This is a genomic window from methane-oxidizing endosymbiont of Gigantopelta aegis (assembly GCF_016097405.1).
Classification (GTDB): domain Bacteria; phylum Pseudomonadota; class Gammaproteobacteria; order Methylococcales; family Methylomonadaceae; genus Methylomarinum.
Genome location: NZ_JAEHGD010000001.1, coordinates 151,556 through 169,273, shown reverse-complemented (window position 1 = coordinate 169,273; position 17,718 = coordinate 151,556). Strand labels below are relative to the sequence as shown.

The window sequence follows — 17,718 nt, the reverse complement described above, 5'->3', positions numbered from 1 at the left end:
TATCTAAATTATAATTTCAACCCTTTTTTAAACCCGATTGCCCTGCGCGGCCCTGTCAATTCCATTGAAAAATCCGCAATATCCGGTAATGTTTCCAGCGGTTTGCTTAAATTTAAAACAAAGTACTCTTTGTCAATTCTGTCCAACAAAGACAGCATATCGGAATTCTCGACAATCTTACCGTGATTGATAATGGCGATATTACGGCACAAGCTTTCGGCCTCTTCCAGGTAATGTGTCGTCAGAATAATTGTGGTGCCCTGTTGGTTAACCTCTCGCATCATCTCCCACATGGCATGACGAATTTCAATATCAACACCCGCGGTCGGCTCATCTAAAATCAACAACCTGGGTTCGTGTACCAAGGCGCGGGCAATCATGACCCGCCGTTTCATGCCACCGGAAAGCCGCCTGGAAACAGTATCACGCTTATCCCATAAGTCCATTTGCCTTAAACAGCGATCAGCACGAATTTTGGCCTCTTTTCGTGGAATGCCGTGATAGCCAGCCTGATTGATGACAATATTTCGCACCGTTTCAAACTGATTGAAATTAATTTCCTGTGGTACCAGGCCAATACAGTTTTTAGCCTGATTGGTTTGTTTATCTAAATCATATTCAAAAATTTTGACTCGACCACTGCTTTTCGTCACCATAGAGCTGACAATCCCAATGGTCGTTGATTTACCTGCCCCATTAGGGCCTAGAAGAGCAAAGAAATCGCCTTGTTTGACAGAAAGATCAATGCCTTTTAATGCCTCAAAACCGTTTTTATAGGTTTTTTTCAAATTTTCAATCAATAATGCTGTCATTTTATTGTGAACAACCGTTGTACCCCATAAAAACTGTTTACCATTCAAATTAAACCGCTAAAATACGGTTGTCATAAATATATCAATACCATACACCTATTCAGCGGAATAAAACTTAGTAATTTTATCAGATTTTATTGATTTTCACTAAATACAGGACTTACCGTGTCTGACAATTTACAGCCCACTAACGTAGCCGCCATCGACCTCGGCTCAAATAGTTTTCATATGATTATTTGCAACCTCACCGATGGCAAATTGCAAACAATCGACCGCTTAAAGGAAATGGTGCGGCTGGCCGAAGGACTCGATGAAGATGGTTATCTTGACCCAGTCGTACAAAAACGTGCACTCGAATGTCTTGAGCGCTTTGGTCAACGCATTCGGAACTTCCCCCCCGATCGTGTTAGCATCGTTGGCACCAATACGCTCAGAACGGCCAAAAATGCACGCCAGTTCATTGTCAGCGCTGAAAAAGCCTTAAGGCACCCTATCCATATTATTTCCGGTATTGAAGAAGCTCGACTGATTTATCAAGGTGTCGCCAACAGTTTAGGCAGCCATGCCAACAAGCGTCTGGTAATGGATATCGGTGGTGGCAGCACCGAATATATTATTGGTCAAAATGATGTGCCACTGGATAAAGAAAGTCTGCACATGGGTTGCGTAACCTTCAGCAAGCGCTTTTTCAAACACGGTAAACTGTCAAAAAAACGCTTTAAAAGTGCTGTATTACTGGCCGAACAACGGCTGGAACCTTTTCAACAGAAATTTAACCACAGCCAATGGGATGAAGCGATTGGTGCTTCTGGCAGCCTGAAAGCAATACGCAATGTCCTGCATGCCGCAGGTTGGAGCAATAACGGCATTACCTGGGATGGACTTGAAAAACTGGTCGAAACCTTATTCCAATATGAGCATATTGATGACGTTCCATTACCCGAGCTCAGTGATGAACGCCGCCCTGTCTTTGTCGGGGCTGTCGCTATTGTTTACGCCACTTTTCAAATGCTCAATATTGAGCAAATGACAGTTTCTGATGGCGCCTTACGGGAAGGCCTGATTCATGACCTGTTAGGCCGCCTTTACAACCATGACATCCGCTCCGAAACCAGCCGCACCGTTGCCGAGTATTACCACGTCGACCAGCACCATGCTGAAAACCTAAAGCAAACGATCGACTATATGCTCAATCAACTGCCCTGCGATTCAGCCCTATATCAAAATGCAGAAGCCCGGCAATTTTTACACTGGGCCGCCGAACTGCATGAAATCGGTCAAAGCATTGCACACAGCGGCTATCACAAACATAGCGCCTATATCATTGAAAATGGCGATCTTGCCGGGTTTTCCCGTCAAGACCAGGCTCTGCTGGCGGCAATGATCAAAACGCACCGTAAGCGCTTTGCCAAATCGCGATTTAAAAAGTTACACAGCCCCTGGGATCGAAAAGGCATTTTGATGACGATTATTTTGCGACTGGCCGTTTTGCTGCATCGAAACCGTTATAGCCAGCGACCTGAATTTAATTTTAAACTGGAAAAAAAGCATATTTATCTGAACTTTTCAGATCATTGGCTGGAACAAGCGCCATTAACCCGAGCCGACCTAGAACAGGAAGCACGCTATTTGGATGACGCCAATTTTCACCTCAATTTCATCTAAATGCTAAACGGCGTCAGGCTACTCTTTATCATTATTACACTACCGCCCATTTTACTGGCGGTCGTGCTGTTTTTTGCGATTGAACAACGCCCGGCAGTCACTCACCTGCAACCTCTCGACCAACAACATATCGCCCGCGCCAAACAAATACTCAATTTTAGTGGCAACAGTCAAAAACCAATTCATACGCTGCAGTTAAGCGAGCAGGATTTGAATATTGCGATCAATTACCTGCTTAACCATCTCATCAAAAGTGCTGCGATGGTCTCGCTCACAGATAATGCCATGCATTTTCGAATCAGCCTGTTTTTGCCTAAAAACGTTTTCGGCCCGGTGATCAATATTCGTTTCAAACTTCATCAAATCAATGGCTTTCCAGCCATTGATCAGCTCCAGATTGGTCGTATTGCGGTCGCCGATGAGTTTGCCGGCCACATCATCGAAAGCGTTATTCAACATACCGATTTAAAACAATATTATATTCTTGCCGCCCAACATATTCGCGCTATCCAGATTCAACCCAAACGACTGACCGTCACCTATCTGACCCATTTTAAAACGTCGAATACGCAAGCCAAAAATACCGAAAATCAATCCCTGCTGTTTTACCAGCAGATCATCAACCACGTTATTGACAAGCATGACCCAGTCAAACGCCTGTCCTTGGCAGACATCCTGCAACCCCTGTTTCTAGCCGCTTATCAACGCTCCACATTAGGTAACGCTGTTGAAGAAAACCGGGCTTTACTGTTGGCGGCCAGCAGTTATGTCAATAAGAAAGAGTTGCGTAATTTTATCCCGATCCAACTATCAACCTCGAAATATTATCCAGTGTATTTATACCACCGCACTGATTTGGCTAAACATTTCACAGGTTCTGCCGCATTAGCGGCTACCGGCGTTGTGAGCTTGACGGAAATGCTGGGACAAGATAAAGAACTGGCCGACTTAAAAACATCTAGCGGCTTCAGTTTTACCGATTTAGCGGCCGACCGCGCTGGCCTTAAATTAGGCCAAACAGCAACAGAATCTCCCAAAATGGCGCGCAAAATTCAGAAAGCCATGCATAATATCAAGGATTACCGTGCCTTCATGCCCGATATTAAGTACTTACCAGAAAATCTGACACTATGGGAATTCACAACGCGATTTGGCTCTGTGAACAGTCCGGCGTATAAAAAAATGATAAGCATTATCGACCGACGCATCGAAGCCTTACCCATTTATCAATAAAGCCGCTGATTACCAGCTTTTGACCCAGTCGCCCACCTTGATTTTACGAATATTGGTTGGCACTTCCAAATGTCCTGTTGAAAACTGAACATTGACCGCATCAAGTATCAATAAACCGATGGCCTGTTTATTACCCTGACTATTCCCTAAGCCATACAGATTACGACTATTACCATAAACCACAAACTTATCACCGACTTTTAATTTATCCTGCGCCCCGGCGGCAATGACAAGCCCGTTATCATTGATTTTTACGATGCGTGTGGTGAATGGATAACAACTGAAAACCCGATGAATATCTTGTGTTGCCATTTTGATGATACGGGAAATTTTGTCCCCCGCCGGTGTCGATTTAAACCGTGCGCTGCCAACGGAGTAGCCAACAGGAATCCACACATCCCCCAGAATAGAGTCTGAATAGCGATGCTGAAATAACAAGGCGCCACTCAAGCCATCATGAACATAAACATCCAGAGTGATACCACGCCGAACGATAACATCGCGTAAGACCGATTTAGCCTGTGCCAACAGACCCGCACCACGAATATAATCTGTTGATTCCACTTCAAAATCACGAATCACACCGGATAAAACAAACTGACTGTTATTTTGTCGGGCTAATTGTTGAATCGTATTATTGCCGTATTGACTAGTGGAAATAATCTCGGGTGCTAAATCAGGCCGGGCATATAAAACTGTTCGAGTTTGATTTCGACCGATAAAATCCCCAGTCTCCATTAGCTGATTCATGATTTCGCGCGGAATACCGCCATATAAATCCTGTGATTCATTACCGCTGATCTGGCCTGTCGTTACAATCGGGAATGCAGTTGCAACAATTCTTTTTTTATAGCTCGCTTGACACCCTTCCTGCTGCCCGACAACGGCGACAATCTGTACAAAATAGTGGTTATTTTCGCGCCATTCATCGACGACCTTTGTATTAGCGATCAAATCCCTTGACGAATGCCTGCCAGCAGTTTTTGCCGCTTGCCGAATCGCCTGTTGAATCGCCTTCAGGCGAGCTTCGATGACAGCGCCCTGTTGAATTTCCGCCTGACCTTGGCTACTAATAACCTCCGGGGCAGTTTCATTCGTATGCTTGTTAGCCGGTGTTGTTGCACAAGCTTGTATCATCAAGGCGATAACACTCAAAAAAATTAATCGTGTTACAGTCATCATCTATGTGTAGGTGGAAACTCAGTCAATAAAAAATAGCGCATAGCAATTTTAGCCGACGTATTTAACAACCATTCACTATCATACAAACCGGCTTGCAATAACGCTCTGTCGACGACATGTTTTTCCCGACTGAAGCCGGCAATGGAGAATTGGCCACGACAATCGGCCGACATACAGTTTAAATTAACACTTTTTTTCGTCGCCTGCCGGTAACCAATGCGACTGAATAACAGCTTATTGTCTTCCGACAAACAGTGCTGTACCGTAAGTGGGTTTTCCATGCACTGCCTAAAACGATCAGCCAGTGTTAAATGCAAATTGACACGGGCAAAATGCTTATCATGCATTCTTTGTACTTTGGCTTCACGCAAATAATTGTCCACATAAAAACGAAATGACTCATCTTGTACGACTTTTTCACCGACACGCGCGCCATCCGGCAACGTTTGTTGAAACAATAATGCCGCCAGTTGTCGATACGCATCGATTGCAGCTGTCTGCTCGGCTTTATAACGCCGTTGCAATGCTGTCAACCCGGCCACAGACTGTATCTGTGCTTGACTACTCGCCGTCAAAATAACGTCTGACTGCGCCTGTTTATTCATCCCCGTACAGGCCGGCAAGACAAACATGACCAGTAACAACCCTAAAAGTATGCTGATTTGCTTCATTATCGGCTCCTGTTTCAATACTGTCTTAATCGGCCGACCTGCATTTATCTTAAGCTATTAAACAAAAATCAGCCCTCTTACCATTCAAACCAGGCTGAGGCAGAAATACGAAACGACAGCTTACCGATTCACCGCACTCTCATCATCCTGACTAGCATCCATACGCCAAAGTTTCTCTAATTGATAAAACTCCCGCGCCTGCGCTGTCATCACATGCAGAATAACATCACCCAAATCCAGCAACACCCAGTCTGAACCCTGCTCTCCTTCGAAGCCAGGATGGCTGATACCTAGTTTTTTCACTTTTTCAGAAACATAACTACATAACGCACGAGCATGGCGCTCTGATGTTGCAGTCACGATGACCATGTAATCGGTTACCGTGGTTTTATCACGCACATCGAGAGTGGTAATATTTTCTCCTTTATGTTCGTCAATCACATCGGTAACGGTTTTCAATAATTGTTCGGCTTGCATTCAAGGACCTGTCTGTTGATAAAGATTATGTTGATAAATTGCCTGGATCACTGCATCCGGCATTAGAAATTTTGGATCACACCCTGCCGCAATCAGGCGGCGAATTTTTGATGATGATATCGCAAGTGGCGTAACATCGTGAAAATAGAGCGTGCCACCTCTCGTGCATCGCAGCCGATCGGCATCATCAGTTATTTTAGATGCCAATTTTGACGATAGCATTCCTGTTTTGTAACCCGGCCGGGTCATGACAACGACATGCGCAAACAAGAATAAATCTGCCCATCGATGCCAGGTTTCAATCCCTTCAAAGGCATCCGCCCCCATAAAAAGAACGATGGATTGTTCTGGAAATTCATCATGTAACGAAGCCAGTGTATCCACCATATACGAAGGGCCTGGCCGATCGATCTCCCTGCGATCGGCAATCCATCCCTGTAACCCGGCTATCGCCAACTGCAGCAATTGCAAGCGAAGCTCGGCGGACACGGCAGGCGCTTCGCGATGGGCGGGAATACGGCACGGAATCAAGCGAATTTCATGCAATCGAAAAAATTCCTTGACCTCAAACGCCGTTCGCAAATGTCCATAATGAACCGGATTAAAGGTTCCCCCGTAAACGCCCAACATTATTGACGAATATGACCATCGCCCAACACCACATATTTCAGTGTCGTCAGCCCGTTCAACCCAACCGGCCCCCGAGCATGAAGTTTATCGGTACTAATACCAATTTCAGCCCCCAGGCCATATTCATAGCCATCGGCAAAACGAGTTGACGCATTCACCATAACTGAACTGGAATCGACTTCCCTTAAAAAACGTCGCGCCAGCGTATAATTTTCTGTAACAATGCTTTCGGTGTGCGCTGAACTGTATTGGTTGATATGTGCAATCGCTTCATCAATCCCTGAAACAATCCGAATAGACAAGATCGGCGCCAGATATTCGGTCTTCCAATCTTCTTCTGTAGCTCTAATACAATCAGGCACTAACGAACAGGTTTTAAGGCAGCCTCGAAGCTCGACGCCTTTTTCCCGGTACTTCTGCGCAAGTGATGGCAAAACGCGGGCGGCAATGGTTTCGGCCACTAGCAGCGTCTCCATCGCATTACAAACACCATATCGGTGTGTTTTTGCATTCAATGCAATATTGATTGCCTTATCAATATCCGCATCATTATCAATGTACACATGGCAAATACCATCTAAATGCTTGATCACGGCAATGGTGGCGTCACGAGAAATCCGTTCAATCAGGCCCTTACCGCCGCGTGGCACGATGACATCGACATATTGATCCATCGTAATCAATGCGCCCACCGCTTCCCGGTCGGTGGTTTCAACCACCTGCACCGCCGCTTCCGGCAAACCGGCCTGTTTCAAACCTTCGGTAACACAGGCTGCGATGGCCTGATTCGAATGTATCGCTTCAGAGCCACCCCGTAAAATACAGCTGTTACCCGATTTCAGACATAAGGCGGCAGCATCGACAGTCACATTAGGCCGCGATTCGTAAATAATACCAATAACACCCAATGGAACCCGCATTTGTCCAACCTGAATCCCGCTGGGACGATAATTCAAATCGGTAATGCTGCCGACAGGGTCAGCTAAGGCCGCCACCTGTTTCAAGCCGTCAATCATACTATCGATGGTTGCATCCTTAAGCGCTAGGCGATCTAATAAGGCGCTATCCAAACCATTTTTTTTCCCATTTTCAAGGTCTTTCCGGTTCTCAGCCTGCAATGTTTCACGATTGGCCTGTAATGCTTCGGCTATATTAATCAGTGCCTGATTTTTCCGACCGGTCTCTGCCCGGCTCATTTCTCGACTGGCCTGACGCGCATTACGCCCTAATTGCTCCATATATGTTTCAATATTCATCATCCGCCCCAGCTTGATTGAAAAATCCCTATATTATACCTGCTCTATCCCTTATCAATCTATTTCAGCACACTATCACAACAGCATCGCCCTCACTTTCAAGACACATAAACTTTCCCTGATAACAACTATTGGCATTTTTGTGAGGTAACTCAAAGTTTTTCCGCGTAACTCAGCCATACTTGAGACCAAACATTGAGTATTTCATGTTTTTCTCCCACGTTAGTGATGTAGCAATCCACTTAAAGCTGTATCAGTTGATACAGCTTTTTTTTGCCTACTAACCAGACAAAAACTGTCTAGCCCGATAAAATGAGGCTTTTATTCTCTTTAGCTGCTTTCCGTGCTCAACATCATCTGGCTGTTTTTTTTCTTTACTGCTTTTGTTTCGGCGCTGTATAAATTTTTATGGCTTGGCGACACAGATGTTTTCAGCCAAATCATGTCTGCACTGTTTTCATCGTCTAAGACTGCTTTTGAAATTTCTCTTGGCTTAACCGGCGTTCTATCGTTATGGCTCGGCCTCATGAAAATCGCCGAACGTAGTGGCTTTATACATTTATTGACTCGCTTTTTGACGCCCCTATTTCAACGCCTAATGCCAGATGTTCCGACCAATCACCCCGCCTTAGGCGCGATGGTGATGAATATTTCGGCCAATGCTTTAGGCCTAGATAACGCCGCTACGCCGCTCGGCATTAAAGCCATGCAAGCCTTACAGAGTTTAAATCCCAATAAAGAAACAGCCAGCAACGCCCAGATTTTGTTTTTAGTCATCAATACCTCGGCCGTCACCCTGTTCCCGATCACTATTTTTACCTACCGGGCAGAATTAGGTGCGACCAACCCGACCGATGTCTTTATTCCCATTCTGATTGCCACCTATATGTCAACGCTGGCAGGCATTTTGGCCGTTGCCCGCGTACAAAAAATAAATCTTCTGGATAAGGTTATTTTGGCTTATTTTTCATTTTTCACCCTGATTATTGCGCTGATCTTGGGTTATTTTTCAACACTGACTAAAACACAGATGCTGCAACAATCCGCGCTTATCAGTCATATTATTTTATTTTCATTGATCATATTGTTCTTGGCGGGCGCCGTTTACCGGCGCGTCAATGCTTATGACGCGTTTATCGAAGGCGCCAAAGAAGGCTTTAGCACAGCCATTACCATCATTCCTTATCTAGTGGCCATGTTGGTTGCGATTGGCGTTTTTCGCGCTAGTGGCTCATTACATTTGATTGAGCAGAGTGTTCGTCATCTGGTTCTATTTATAGGCATGGATGACCGTTTTATTGATGCCCTGCCGACGGCGTTGATGAAACCCTTCAGTGGCAGCGGTGCCCGTGCCATGATGATTGATACCATGAAAACACACGGCGCAGACTCATTTGCAGGCCACATGGCCGCCATCGTTCAGGGCAGTACCGAAACTACCTTTTATGTGCTGGCGGTTTATTTTGGCGCCGTTGGGGTCAAAAATATCCGGCATGCGGCAGCTTGTGGGATAATAGCTGATTTTGCCGGTATTTTAGCCGCCATCCTGGTCACTTACTGGTTTTTCGGATAAAAACGCATGCAGATTCATCTAAAAACATTAGGATGCCGTCTTAACGAAGCGGAACTTGAAAACTGGGCACAAGGTTTTCAGCAGGCTGGCCACACAATCTGCCGTGATAGCCATCAGGCAGATTGTATCATCCTCAACTCCTGCGCCGTTACTCAAGAAGCGGTCAGAAAGTCGCGGCAACTGATTCGGCGCATTCATCGCGATAACCCCGAAGCCAAACTGGTCGTCAGCGGTTGTTATGTCAGTTTAAACGAAGAAGAAGCCGCGCAATTATTAGGCGTCGATTTAATCGTCAGCAACAAAGATAAAAACCAACTGGTTGACATCGTCCTGAATCAACTCAACATCGCCGCCATGCCACAATTGGCCACAGAGCCAGGCGAAACCGCGCTGTTTACCCGGGGCCGTCAACGTGCCTTTGTGAAGGTTCAGGATGGCTGTCGTTATCGCTGCACCTTTTGTATCGTAACGGTAGCACGCGGCGAGGAAAAAAGCCGTCCACTGTCTGAGATTATTGAAGAAATCAACCGTTTGCATGCACAAGGCATTCAAGAAGTCATTTTGACCGGCGTCCATCTCGGCGGCTTTGGCAGTGATATCAACAGCGACCTGAGCGCATTGATCAAAACCATTCTGGCAGAAACCGATATCCCCCGCTTACGCTTAGGTTCGCTGGAACCCTGGGAATTGCCGGAAACTTTTTTCGACTTGTTTTCCAACGCCCGTTTGATGCCACATTTGCATCTGCCACTGCAAAGCGGCACCGATAGCGTGTTGCGACGCATGGCCCGGCGCTGTAAAACAGCTGAATTTCAACATATCGTGACTCAGGCCCGGCGTGCTATACCCTTCTTTAATATCACAACCGACATTATCGTCGGTTTTCCTGGAGAAACCGAACAGGAATGGCAACAAAGTCTGGAATTTATCGAGCAAATCGGCTTTGGCCATATTCATATCTTCACTTATTCGGCCAGACAAGGCACTAAAGCCGCCACTCTGCCAGACCCTGTGCCTAATACGATAAAAAAACAACGCAGCCAACGTCTGCACCAAAGTGCAGAGAAGATGAAACAGGATTTTATGCAGCAGAACTTAGACCAGACCTGGACGGTACTCTGGGAAGGACAGCGCGAGATGCTGGATAACGGCCAACAGCGTATTTTCGGCTATACCCCCAATTATCTACGTGTCGCCTGCGACATTGACCTAAATGAAACTATCGAAAACCAGATTATTCCCGCCACATTGGTCTCGACTGAAAAAGATTATTGTCTCACTAGCCTACAGCTTTCCTAACTCACATAAAAAAGGCTGGTTTTTACGCCAGCCTTAAAAACAGCGAGATGATTCACCTCAATATGGACTAATCGGGGAAGCACCTTTTTCATCAAAGTCCTCATCAAAAAAATCATCTTCGGGTATCTTGCCATCGTTTACCAGATAGTTACGCCGCGATAAATAAGCATCGCGATAGAATGTATAGCGATCTATCGCCGCTTCGTTGGCAATCTTCTCCATATTCAAATAATCGGCGCGCATATCAACCGCATTCAGCGCAAACAACCCTGTTGAAACAGGCAAGCCTAAATAGGAAATGGGATTCATTGCCGCATCGCCAGCTAACCCCCCAACGCCACGCGGTGTACTCGGCCCGAAAAAAGGCAAAACCAGATACGGACCAGTCGGAACGCCCCATACGCCTAGGGTTTGTCCGAAATCTTCATTATGCTTTTTTAAGTCAACCGTTTCCGCAACATCAAAAAAACCGGCCAGACCAACAGTTGTATTCAATAAAAAGCGCCCGGCATCGGCTGCACCTTGTGTAAATTTACCTTGCAAAAAGTCATTGATGGTGACACCAATATCATCAATATTGCTAAAAAAATTGGTAACGCCCTGATCGGCAAATGTTGGCATAACCCAGCGATAACCTTTTGCGACCGGCTTCATTGCATATTCATCAAGATTATCATTAAATGTTTGAACTTTACGATTCCAGCCCTCCCAAGGGTCGATTGAATTACGGGTGCTGGTATCACCGGTGGTCGCACAGCCCGTTAAAATCAGAAGAGGTACTACTGTAATCTGTAACCAGGTTTTGCTCATCCGCGTTGCTCCATCATCAAAAGTCAAATTATCAGTGTCTAATTATTGCCTAAATCTATTACTTCAATCCAAATTCAGATATTATTTTTTGAAATCATCTTGATTTCGCGTACCATATCACACTTTTCATTGCCCTCACCATACCATGGAAGTTGAGCATTACCCTTTAGGAAAGCGTTTCCGCGGTTATCTACCCGTTGTTATCGATATTGAAACCGCAGGCTTCAATGCCAAAAAAAACCCATTACTGGAAATTGCCGCGATTATCGTTGAGCCAGATGCTGAAGGCTTATTACAAATCACCGAAAAACATAGCTGCAATATCATTCCCTTTGAAAATTCGGAGTTAGATGAAGCCGCCTTAAAATTTAACGGCATTGATCCATATCATCCATTTCGGATGGCAATCGATGAAGCCGAAGCTTTAAAAAAACTGTTTGCGCCGATTAAAAAAGCAGTCAAGCGCAATGACTGCACCCGCGCCATTCTAGTCGGCCATAATCCGGCTTTTGATATTGTTTTTTTAAATGCGGCCATTGCCCGCAGCAAAATAAAGCGCAGCCCGTTCCATCCGTTTAGCACGTTTGACACCGCCACACTCGGCGGCCTGATTTATGGTCAGACTGTTCTGGCAAAAGTAGCGCAAGCTGCAGGCATTAAATGGGATAATGAAAAAGCACATTCAGCCTTATACGACGCTGAAAAAACTGCAGAGCTGTTCTGCATCATGGTCAACCGTTGGAAAAAACTGGAAGCGCTGGAAAAAATGGCCTAAAAACCATTTTTCCAGCACCTATCCGGTTAACTTTCCGCAACGGCATCGACACTAGCTAACGCTTGCTGCAACTCACCTTTGTTATACATATCGATGATAATATCGCAGCCGCCAACTAGCTCACCATTAATATAAAGTTGTGGATAAGTCGGCCAATTCGAATACTCTTTCAAAGCCTCACGTAATTCCGGGTCTTCAAAAATATTGAAATAGGCATAGTTTGCATGACATGCCTCCAGAATTTGCACTGCTTGTCCTGAAAAACCACATTGAGGAAAATCCGGTGTCCCTTTCATGAATAATACAACTGGATTTTTCAATATTTCTTCAATTCTACTTTTTACTTCTGCATCCATTTTTATGTCCTGATCAGTCAAAATACCTAGTAATCTTATCAGGCTTTAAACACTGTTTAAAGCTTCATTTCTGAAACATTTAATTGCCATGCTCGACTATCAAAATTATAATTGAGGGTTTTTCAAACGGCTACTCACGTATTATGACAACGCATATCATGCCAACCTATGGGCGTTTACCCGTCTGCTTCGAAAAAGGTGAAGGTATCTGGCTTTGGGATACGGATAATCACCGTTATCTAGATGCGTTATCAGGCATTGCCGTGTGCAACCTTGGCCACGCCCACCCTGCTGTCACCGAAGCCATTTGTGCGCAAAGCCGGAAACTCGTGCATACCTCGAATTTATATGGCATTCGGTTGCAGGAGCAACTGGCCGATAAACTCACGGCGTTGAGCGGCATGGACAATGTTTTTTTCTGTAATTCCGGCGCTGAAGCCAACGAAGCCGCCTTGAAAATTGCCCGCCAGTGGGGGCATCAGAAAAACATACAAACCCCCGTTGTGATCAGCTTTGAACAGAGCTTTCATGGTCGCACCTTTGGCGCAATGAGTGCGACCGGCAATGCAAACATTCAAAACGGCTTCGAACCCCTGCTGCCAGGATTTATTCATATCCCTTACAATGATATCGAAGCCTTGACCGAGGCTATCGAGAACACTCACAATGTCGTTGCCGTTCTGGCCGAACCGGTTCAAGGCGAAGGTGGCGTCAACATTCCAGATGCAGACTTTTTAAACCAGATTCGTAAGCTCTGCGACCAGCATGATTTGCTGATGATGCTGGATGAAGTACAAACTGGCATGGGGCGAACCGGCCGCTTGTTTGCATTTGAGCATAACAACATCACTCCTGACGTTTGCACTCTGGCTAAAGCCTTGGGCAACGGTGTACCGATTGGCGCCTGTCTTGCAAAAGGTAAGGCAGCACATATGCTTAAAGCCGGCCAACATGGCTCTACCTTTGGCGGTAACCCACTGGTTTGTAGTGCAGCGTTAGCGGTTATCGACACCCTGACACAATCTGACTTGATCGCTCAGGCCGAGCAAAAAGGCCGCCATATTTGTCAGCAACTGCAGCAAAAAACCGCCCACAGTGACCGCATCGTCAGTATGCGCCATAAAGGCCTGATGATTGGCATTGAACTGGCCGATCCTTGCACTGATTTGGTGGCAGAGGCCCTGAAACAAAAACTGCTGATCAATGTTACCGCCGAAAAAACCATTCGCCTGTTACCGCCATTGATTATAGACGACAGCCACATTGCACAATTAACCGACACTTTATCGACCCTGATTATAGCTTAAAAAACATAGGCACTTACCGCATGCAACCGAGACACTTTATCAGTCTGCTGGATTTTACTCCGGATGAATTACATACACTGATCCACAGAGCGATAGAACTAAAAAACAACCGTGATCCTGAATTTCAACCTTTAAAAGGTCAGGTGCTGGCCATGATTTTTGAAAAATCATCCACCCGTACCCGTATTTCATTTGAAGCCGGCATGACACATTTTGGTGGCAGCGCGATTTTTTTATCGCCTAAAGATACCCAGCTGGGGCGAGGCGAACCTCTAGCCGATAGCGCTCGCGTCATTTCCAGTATGGTTGATGCCATCATGCTGCGGACCCACAAGCATGAAACCGTTGAAATTTTTGCCCAGCATTCTCAAGTTCCCGTCATCAATGGCTTGACAGAGTTATTACACCCCTGCCAACTGCTGGCAGATATACAAACCTACTTTGAAATCCGCGGCGACATACAAGGCAAAACCGTCGCTTGGATAGGTGATGGCAACAATATGTGTCATTCTTATATCAATGCTGCCAAACAATTTGACTTTAATTTACGAATCGCCTGCCCTGAAGACTATCAGCCTGAGGCGTCTATTGTGAACAACGCGGCTGATAAGGTGGACTTTTTCTCCAGTCCAGAAGCGGCAGCCGACAATGCTGATCTGATTGTCACTGATGTCTGGGCCAGCATGGGTCAAGAGCAGGAACAGAAAAAACGCGAACAAGCGTTCAAAGACTTTCAGGTCGACAGCCAGGTACTGAAAGCCGCCAAAGCTGATGCCTTGTTCATGCATTGTCTGCCAGCTCACCGTGGCGAAGAGGTCAGCAGCGACGTAATTGATGGGCCGCAAAGCGTGGTTTTTCAGGAAGCCGAAAATAGACTCCACGCCCAAAAAGCCTTGCTGGAATTTCTGATGCACCCGAACACATAAAGCGCTAGGCCCGGTAAATGGATTTTAGCGCGGGTCTTAGATATACTTTAGAAAACAACGTTTAAGCATATAAAATTAAATTCTGTAGCAATAAAAAATTTAGAAATAATGTAACATATTGGCTTTAAATAGAGACATGCCTGAATGATGGGTTTCGCTATCGCTCTACCCATCCTACAATCACTATTGAATAATAATCAACGAGTTAAAAACATATAAGCTTTTCCGCGTAACATCAGTAAATACCTTATATCTAACTCTGTTTTTTTATTGCACATAGAAAAATTTAAACACTTTTAGCCACAGTTGAGCCGCACGTGAAAAAATTATTGACCCTACTGATAGCATTATCAGCTTTTATAACCGCCAGCGTAGAAGCCAAAACAATTTATGTAACCGACAATATTAAATTCACGCTACGCAGCAGTGAAAATAATCGCAGCAAAATTCTAAAAATGCTGCCTAGTGGCACACCCTTAACGCTTATTCAACAAAAAAGCTCAGGATACAGCAAAGTCCGTACGCCTTCTGGCGTTGAAGGCTACATATTGACTCGGCATACGCAAGAAAAGCCCATCAGTCGCTGGTATTTAAAAAAAGCCAATGAACAACTGGCCGCCTTAAAAAGTGAAAACGAGCAGATTAAAAAAGAATTAGAACTACTAAAAACCAACACCAGCTCAGCACAAAGCAGCTTGCAACAAATCACGACAGAACGCGATCAACTGCGTAACGAACTCAACGAACTCAAACAAACCGCTGCCAACGCTGTCCAATTGAAACACCAACGTGATCAATTACAAGAACGTGTCATTACGGTCGAACGCGAATTACAACAACTTAAGCGCGAGAATCAGGCTTTACAGGACAGCGCTAACCAAGACTGGTTTTTATATGGCGGATTACTGGCACTATTTGGTGTTATTCTGGGCTTTATTTTGCCAAAATTGAGTTGGCGCCGTAAGGTCAGTAACTGGGATACCTTCTAAATCCCACACCTTTTTTAATTCATTCTATCTCACAGGAATCGCTGATATGGCAAACACTGGTGACCCAAAAACTCGCCTTTTTTCTTCGAAAGTCGTCGATGGCATGGAGCGCGCGCCTAGCCGCGCTATGCTGCATGCGGTCGGTTTCAAAGACGAAGATTTCCAAAAACCACAAATCGGCATTGCATCCACCTGGAGCATGGTGACACCTTGTAATATGCATATAAACGATTTATCGAAATATGCCGAACAAGGTGTGAATGCCGCTGGCGGCAAAGGCGTTATCTATAACACGATCACTATTTCCGACGGTATTTCCATGGGCACCGAAGGGATGAAATATTCGCTTGTTTCGCGCGAAGTCATCGCCGATTCGATTGAAACAGTCACCGGCTGCCAAGGCTTTGATGGTGTCGTCGCCATTGGCGGCTGCGATAAAAACATGCCCGGCTGCATGATTGCATTGGCACGACTGAATCGCCCCGGAATTTTCGTTTATGGCGGCACGATTTTACCCGGCTGTTACAAAAACCGTAAACTTGATGTGGTTTCGGTTTTTGAAGCGGTCGGTGCGCGTGCGAACAATAAAATCGATGATGCCGAACTACACGAAATCGAAGAACGCGCTATTCCTGGGGCTGGCTCCTGCGGCGGCATGTACACGGCTAATACCATGGCTTCTGCGATTGAAGCCATGGGTATGAGCTTGCCTGGCAGCTCTGCACAGGCCGCCGTGTCCGAAGAAAAACGCCTAGATTGCGAGCGTGCGGGTGAAGCCGTGCTGGAATTGCTGAAAAACGACATCAAGCCTCGCGATATCATGACTAAAGAGGCATTTGAGAATGCTATCACCGTCATTATTGCACTAGGCGGTTCCACCAATTCCGTATTACATTTACTGGCTATGGCCCATGCCTGTGATGTTGATTTGTCGCTAGACGACTTTACCCGCATTGGACAACGTGTTCCCATGCTGGCCGATCTGAAACCGAGCGGCCGTTACCAAATGGCCGAATTGATCGAAATTGGTGGCATTTTACCCTTGATGAAAATGTTATTGGACGCCGGTCTGTTACATGGTGACTGCCTGACCGTAACGGGCAAAACTCTGGCTAAGAACCTGGCTGATGTCGAACCCTATCCAGATAATCAAGATATGATTCGCCCTCTGGACAATCCCATTAAAAAAGACAGTCATCTAGCCATTTTATACGGCAATCTCGCCACCGAAGGCGCGGTTGCCAAAATTACCGGCAAGGAAGGTCTGGTTTTCACCGGCTCTGCCAAAGTTTTTGATGCTGAAGAAGAAGCCCTACAAAGCATCTTGAATGGCGATATCGTCAAGGGCGATGTGATTGTCATTCGATATGAAGGCCCTAAAGGCGGCCCCGGCATGCGGGAAATGTTATCGCCTACCTCAGCCATTATGGGCAAAGGGCTAGGTAAAGATGTGGCCTTGATTACCGATGGCCGTTTTTCCGGTGGTACGCATGGCTTTGTTGTCGGCCATATCACACCGGAAGCACAGGTTGGCGGAACATTGGCCATCGTCAAAAATGGCGATAAAATCACCATTGATGCCGAAAACAAAACTTTGACACTGCATGTCAATGAACATGAAATTGCCCGGCGTCTGGACAAATGGCAGCAACCTGCACCACGTTATACCCGTGGTGTGTTGGCTAAATATGCCAAGCTAGTCAGCTCTGCCTCCAAAGGTGCGGTGACCGATAATTTTGAATAAACAATCTACGATG

17 protein-coding genes are annotated in these 17,718 nt (G+C 45.7%); 9 read left to right on the top strand and 8 right to left on the bottom strand.

What is annotated here, in order from left to right; all coding sequences use genetic code 11:
• Positions 1 to 8 precede the first annotated feature (8 nt).
• Positions 9 to 812, bottom strand: a complete 804-nt coding sequence (locus JEU20_RS00890) for an ABC transporter ATP-binding protein (RefSeq protein WP_198245760.1) — start codon at positions 810 to 812, stop codon at positions 9 to 11.
• Between the two features lie 165 nt (positions 813 to 977).
• Here JEU20_RS00890 and ppx point away from each other — a divergent pair, with 165 nt between their 5' ends.
• Both ppx and JEU20_RS00880 read left to right on the top strand, forming a co-directional pair.
• A complete protein-coding gene (gene ppx, locus JEU20_RS00885) occupies positions 978 to 2,477 on the top strand; it encodes an exopolyphosphatase (protein WP_281066762.1) in 1,500 nt (499 codons plus the stop codon).
• Entirely contained in the window at positions 2,478 to 3,710 is a 1,233-nt protein-coding gene (locus JEU20_RS00880) for a YfiM family lipoprotein (RefSeq protein WP_198243134.1), read from the top strand.
• A 9-nt stretch (positions 3,711 to 3,719) separates the two neighbouring features.
• Here JEU20_RS00880 and JEU20_RS00875 read toward each other — a convergent pair whose 3' ends face one another.
• From JEU20_RS00875 to JEU20_RS00855, 5 genes are all read right to left on the bottom strand, one after another.
• The gene (locus JEU20_RS00875) at positions 3,720 to 4,892 is read right to left on the bottom strand and encodes a flagella assembly protein FlgT middle domain-containing protein (RefSeq protein ID WP_198243132.1); all 1,173 of its coding nucleotides are present in this window, start codon (positions 4,890 to 4,892) and stop codon (positions 3,720 to 3,722) included.
• Positions 4,889 to 5,563 carry a hypothetical protein gene (locus JEU20_RS00870; protein WP_198243130.1) on the bottom strand — a complete coding sequence of 225 codons (675 nt, stop codon included), beginning with the start codon at positions 5,561 to 5,563 and terminating at the stop codon, positions 4,889 to 4,891. Before JEU20_RS00870 ends, JEU20_RS00875 begins: the two co-directional genes overlap by 4 nt.
• Before the next feature lie 120 nt (positions 5,564 to 5,683).
• Positions 5,684 to 6,040 carry a ribosome silencing factor gene (gene rsfS / locus JEU20_RS00865; RefSeq protein ID WP_198243128.1) on the bottom strand — a complete coding sequence of 119 codons (357 nt, stop codon included), beginning with the start codon at positions 6,038 to 6,040 and terminating at the stop codon, positions 5,684 to 5,686.
• Entirely contained in the window at positions 6,041 to 6,670 is a 630-nt protein-coding gene (gene nadD / locus JEU20_RS00860) for a nicotinate-nucleotide adenylyltransferase (RefSeq protein ID WP_198243126.1), read from the bottom strand. It lies immediately after the preceding gene.
• Positions 6,670 to 7,926 (bottom strand): glutamate-5-semialdehyde dehydrogenase, encoded by a 1,257-nt coding sequence (locus JEU20_RS00855; RefSeq protein WP_198243124.1) that lies wholly within the window; start codon positions 7,924 to 7,926, stop codon positions 6,670 to 6,672. Before JEU20_RS00855 ends, nadD begins: the two co-directional genes overlap by 1 nt.
• A gap of 343 nt (positions 7,927 to 8,269) precedes the next feature.
• Between JEU20_RS00855 and JEU20_RS00850 the strand changes: the two genes are divergently transcribed.
• Positions 8,270 to 9,499, top strand: a complete 1,230-nt coding sequence (locus tag JEU20_RS00850; RefSeq protein ID WP_198243122.1) for a nucleoside recognition domain-containing protein — start codon at positions 8,270 to 8,272, stop codon at positions 9,497 to 9,499.
• A 6-nt stretch (positions 9,500 to 9,505) separates the two neighbouring features.
• Positions 9,506 to 10,798, top strand: coding sequence for a tRNA (N(6)-L-threonylcarbamoyladenosine(37)-C(2))-methylthiotransferase MtaB (mtaB, locus tag JEU20_RS00845; protein ID WP_198243121.1), 1,293 nt, complete (start codon positions 9,506 to 9,508; stop codon positions 10,796 to 10,798).
• A 57-nt stretch (positions 10,799 to 10,855) separates the two neighbouring features.
• On the opposite strand, the gene JEU20_RS00840 is transcribed toward mtaB, so the two are convergent.
• Positions 10,856 to 11,608 (bottom strand): MlaA family lipoprotein, encoded by a 753-nt coding sequence (locus JEU20_RS00840; protein WP_198243119.1) that lies wholly within the window; start codon positions 11,606 to 11,608, stop codon positions 10,856 to 10,858.
• 145 nt (positions 11,609 to 11,753) lie between these two features.
• Between JEU20_RS00840 and rnt the strand changes: the two genes are divergently transcribed.
• Positions 11,754 to 12,383: a ribonuclease T gene (gene rnt / locus JEU20_RS00835; protein ID WP_198243118.1), complete on the top strand. Its 630-nt coding sequence runs from the start codon at positions 11,754 to 11,756 to the stop codon at positions 12,381 to 12,383.
• 26 nt (positions 12,384 to 12,409) lie between these two features.
• On the opposite strand, the gene grxD is transcribed toward rnt, so the two are convergent.
• A complete protein-coding gene (grxD, locus tag JEU20_RS00830; protein WP_198243116.1) occupies positions 12,410 to 12,739 on the bottom strand; it encodes a Grx4 family monothiol glutaredoxin in 330 nt (109 codons plus the stop codon).
• A gap of 143 nt (positions 12,740 to 12,882) precedes the next feature.
• On the opposite strand from grxD, the gene JEU20_RS00825 reads away from it, so the two are divergent.
• The 4 genes from JEU20_RS00825 to ilvD all read left to right on the top strand — a co-directional run bounded on the left by JEU20_RS00825 (position 12,883) and on the right by ilvD (position 17,705).
• The gene (locus JEU20_RS00825; RefSeq protein ID WP_198243114.1) at positions 12,883 to 14,046 is read left to right on the top strand and encodes an aspartate aminotransferase family protein; all 1,164 of its coding nucleotides are present in this window, start codon (positions 12,883 to 12,885) and stop codon (positions 14,044 to 14,046) included.
• Between the two features lie 20 nt (positions 14,047 to 14,066).
• Positions 14,067 to 14,972, top strand: coding sequence for an ornithine carbamoyltransferase (argF, locus tag JEU20_RS00820; RefSeq protein WP_198243112.1), 906 nt, complete (start codon positions 14,067 to 14,069; stop codon positions 14,970 to 14,972).
• A 329-nt stretch (positions 14,973 to 15,301) separates the two neighbouring features.
• Positions 15,302 to 15,961: a TIGR04211 family SH3 domain-containing protein gene (locus JEU20_RS00815; RefSeq protein ID WP_245395042.1), complete on the top strand. Its 660-nt coding sequence runs from the start codon at positions 15,302 to 15,304 to the stop codon at positions 15,959 to 15,961.
• Positions 15,962 to 16,007: 46 nt separating this feature from the next.
• A complete protein-coding gene (ilvD, locus tag JEU20_RS00810) occupies positions 16,008 to 17,705 on the top strand; it encodes a dihydroxy-acid dehydratase (RefSeq protein ID WP_198243110.1) in 1,698 nt (565 codons plus the stop codon).
• The last annotated feature ends 13 nt before the right edge of the window (positions 17,706 to 17,718 follow it).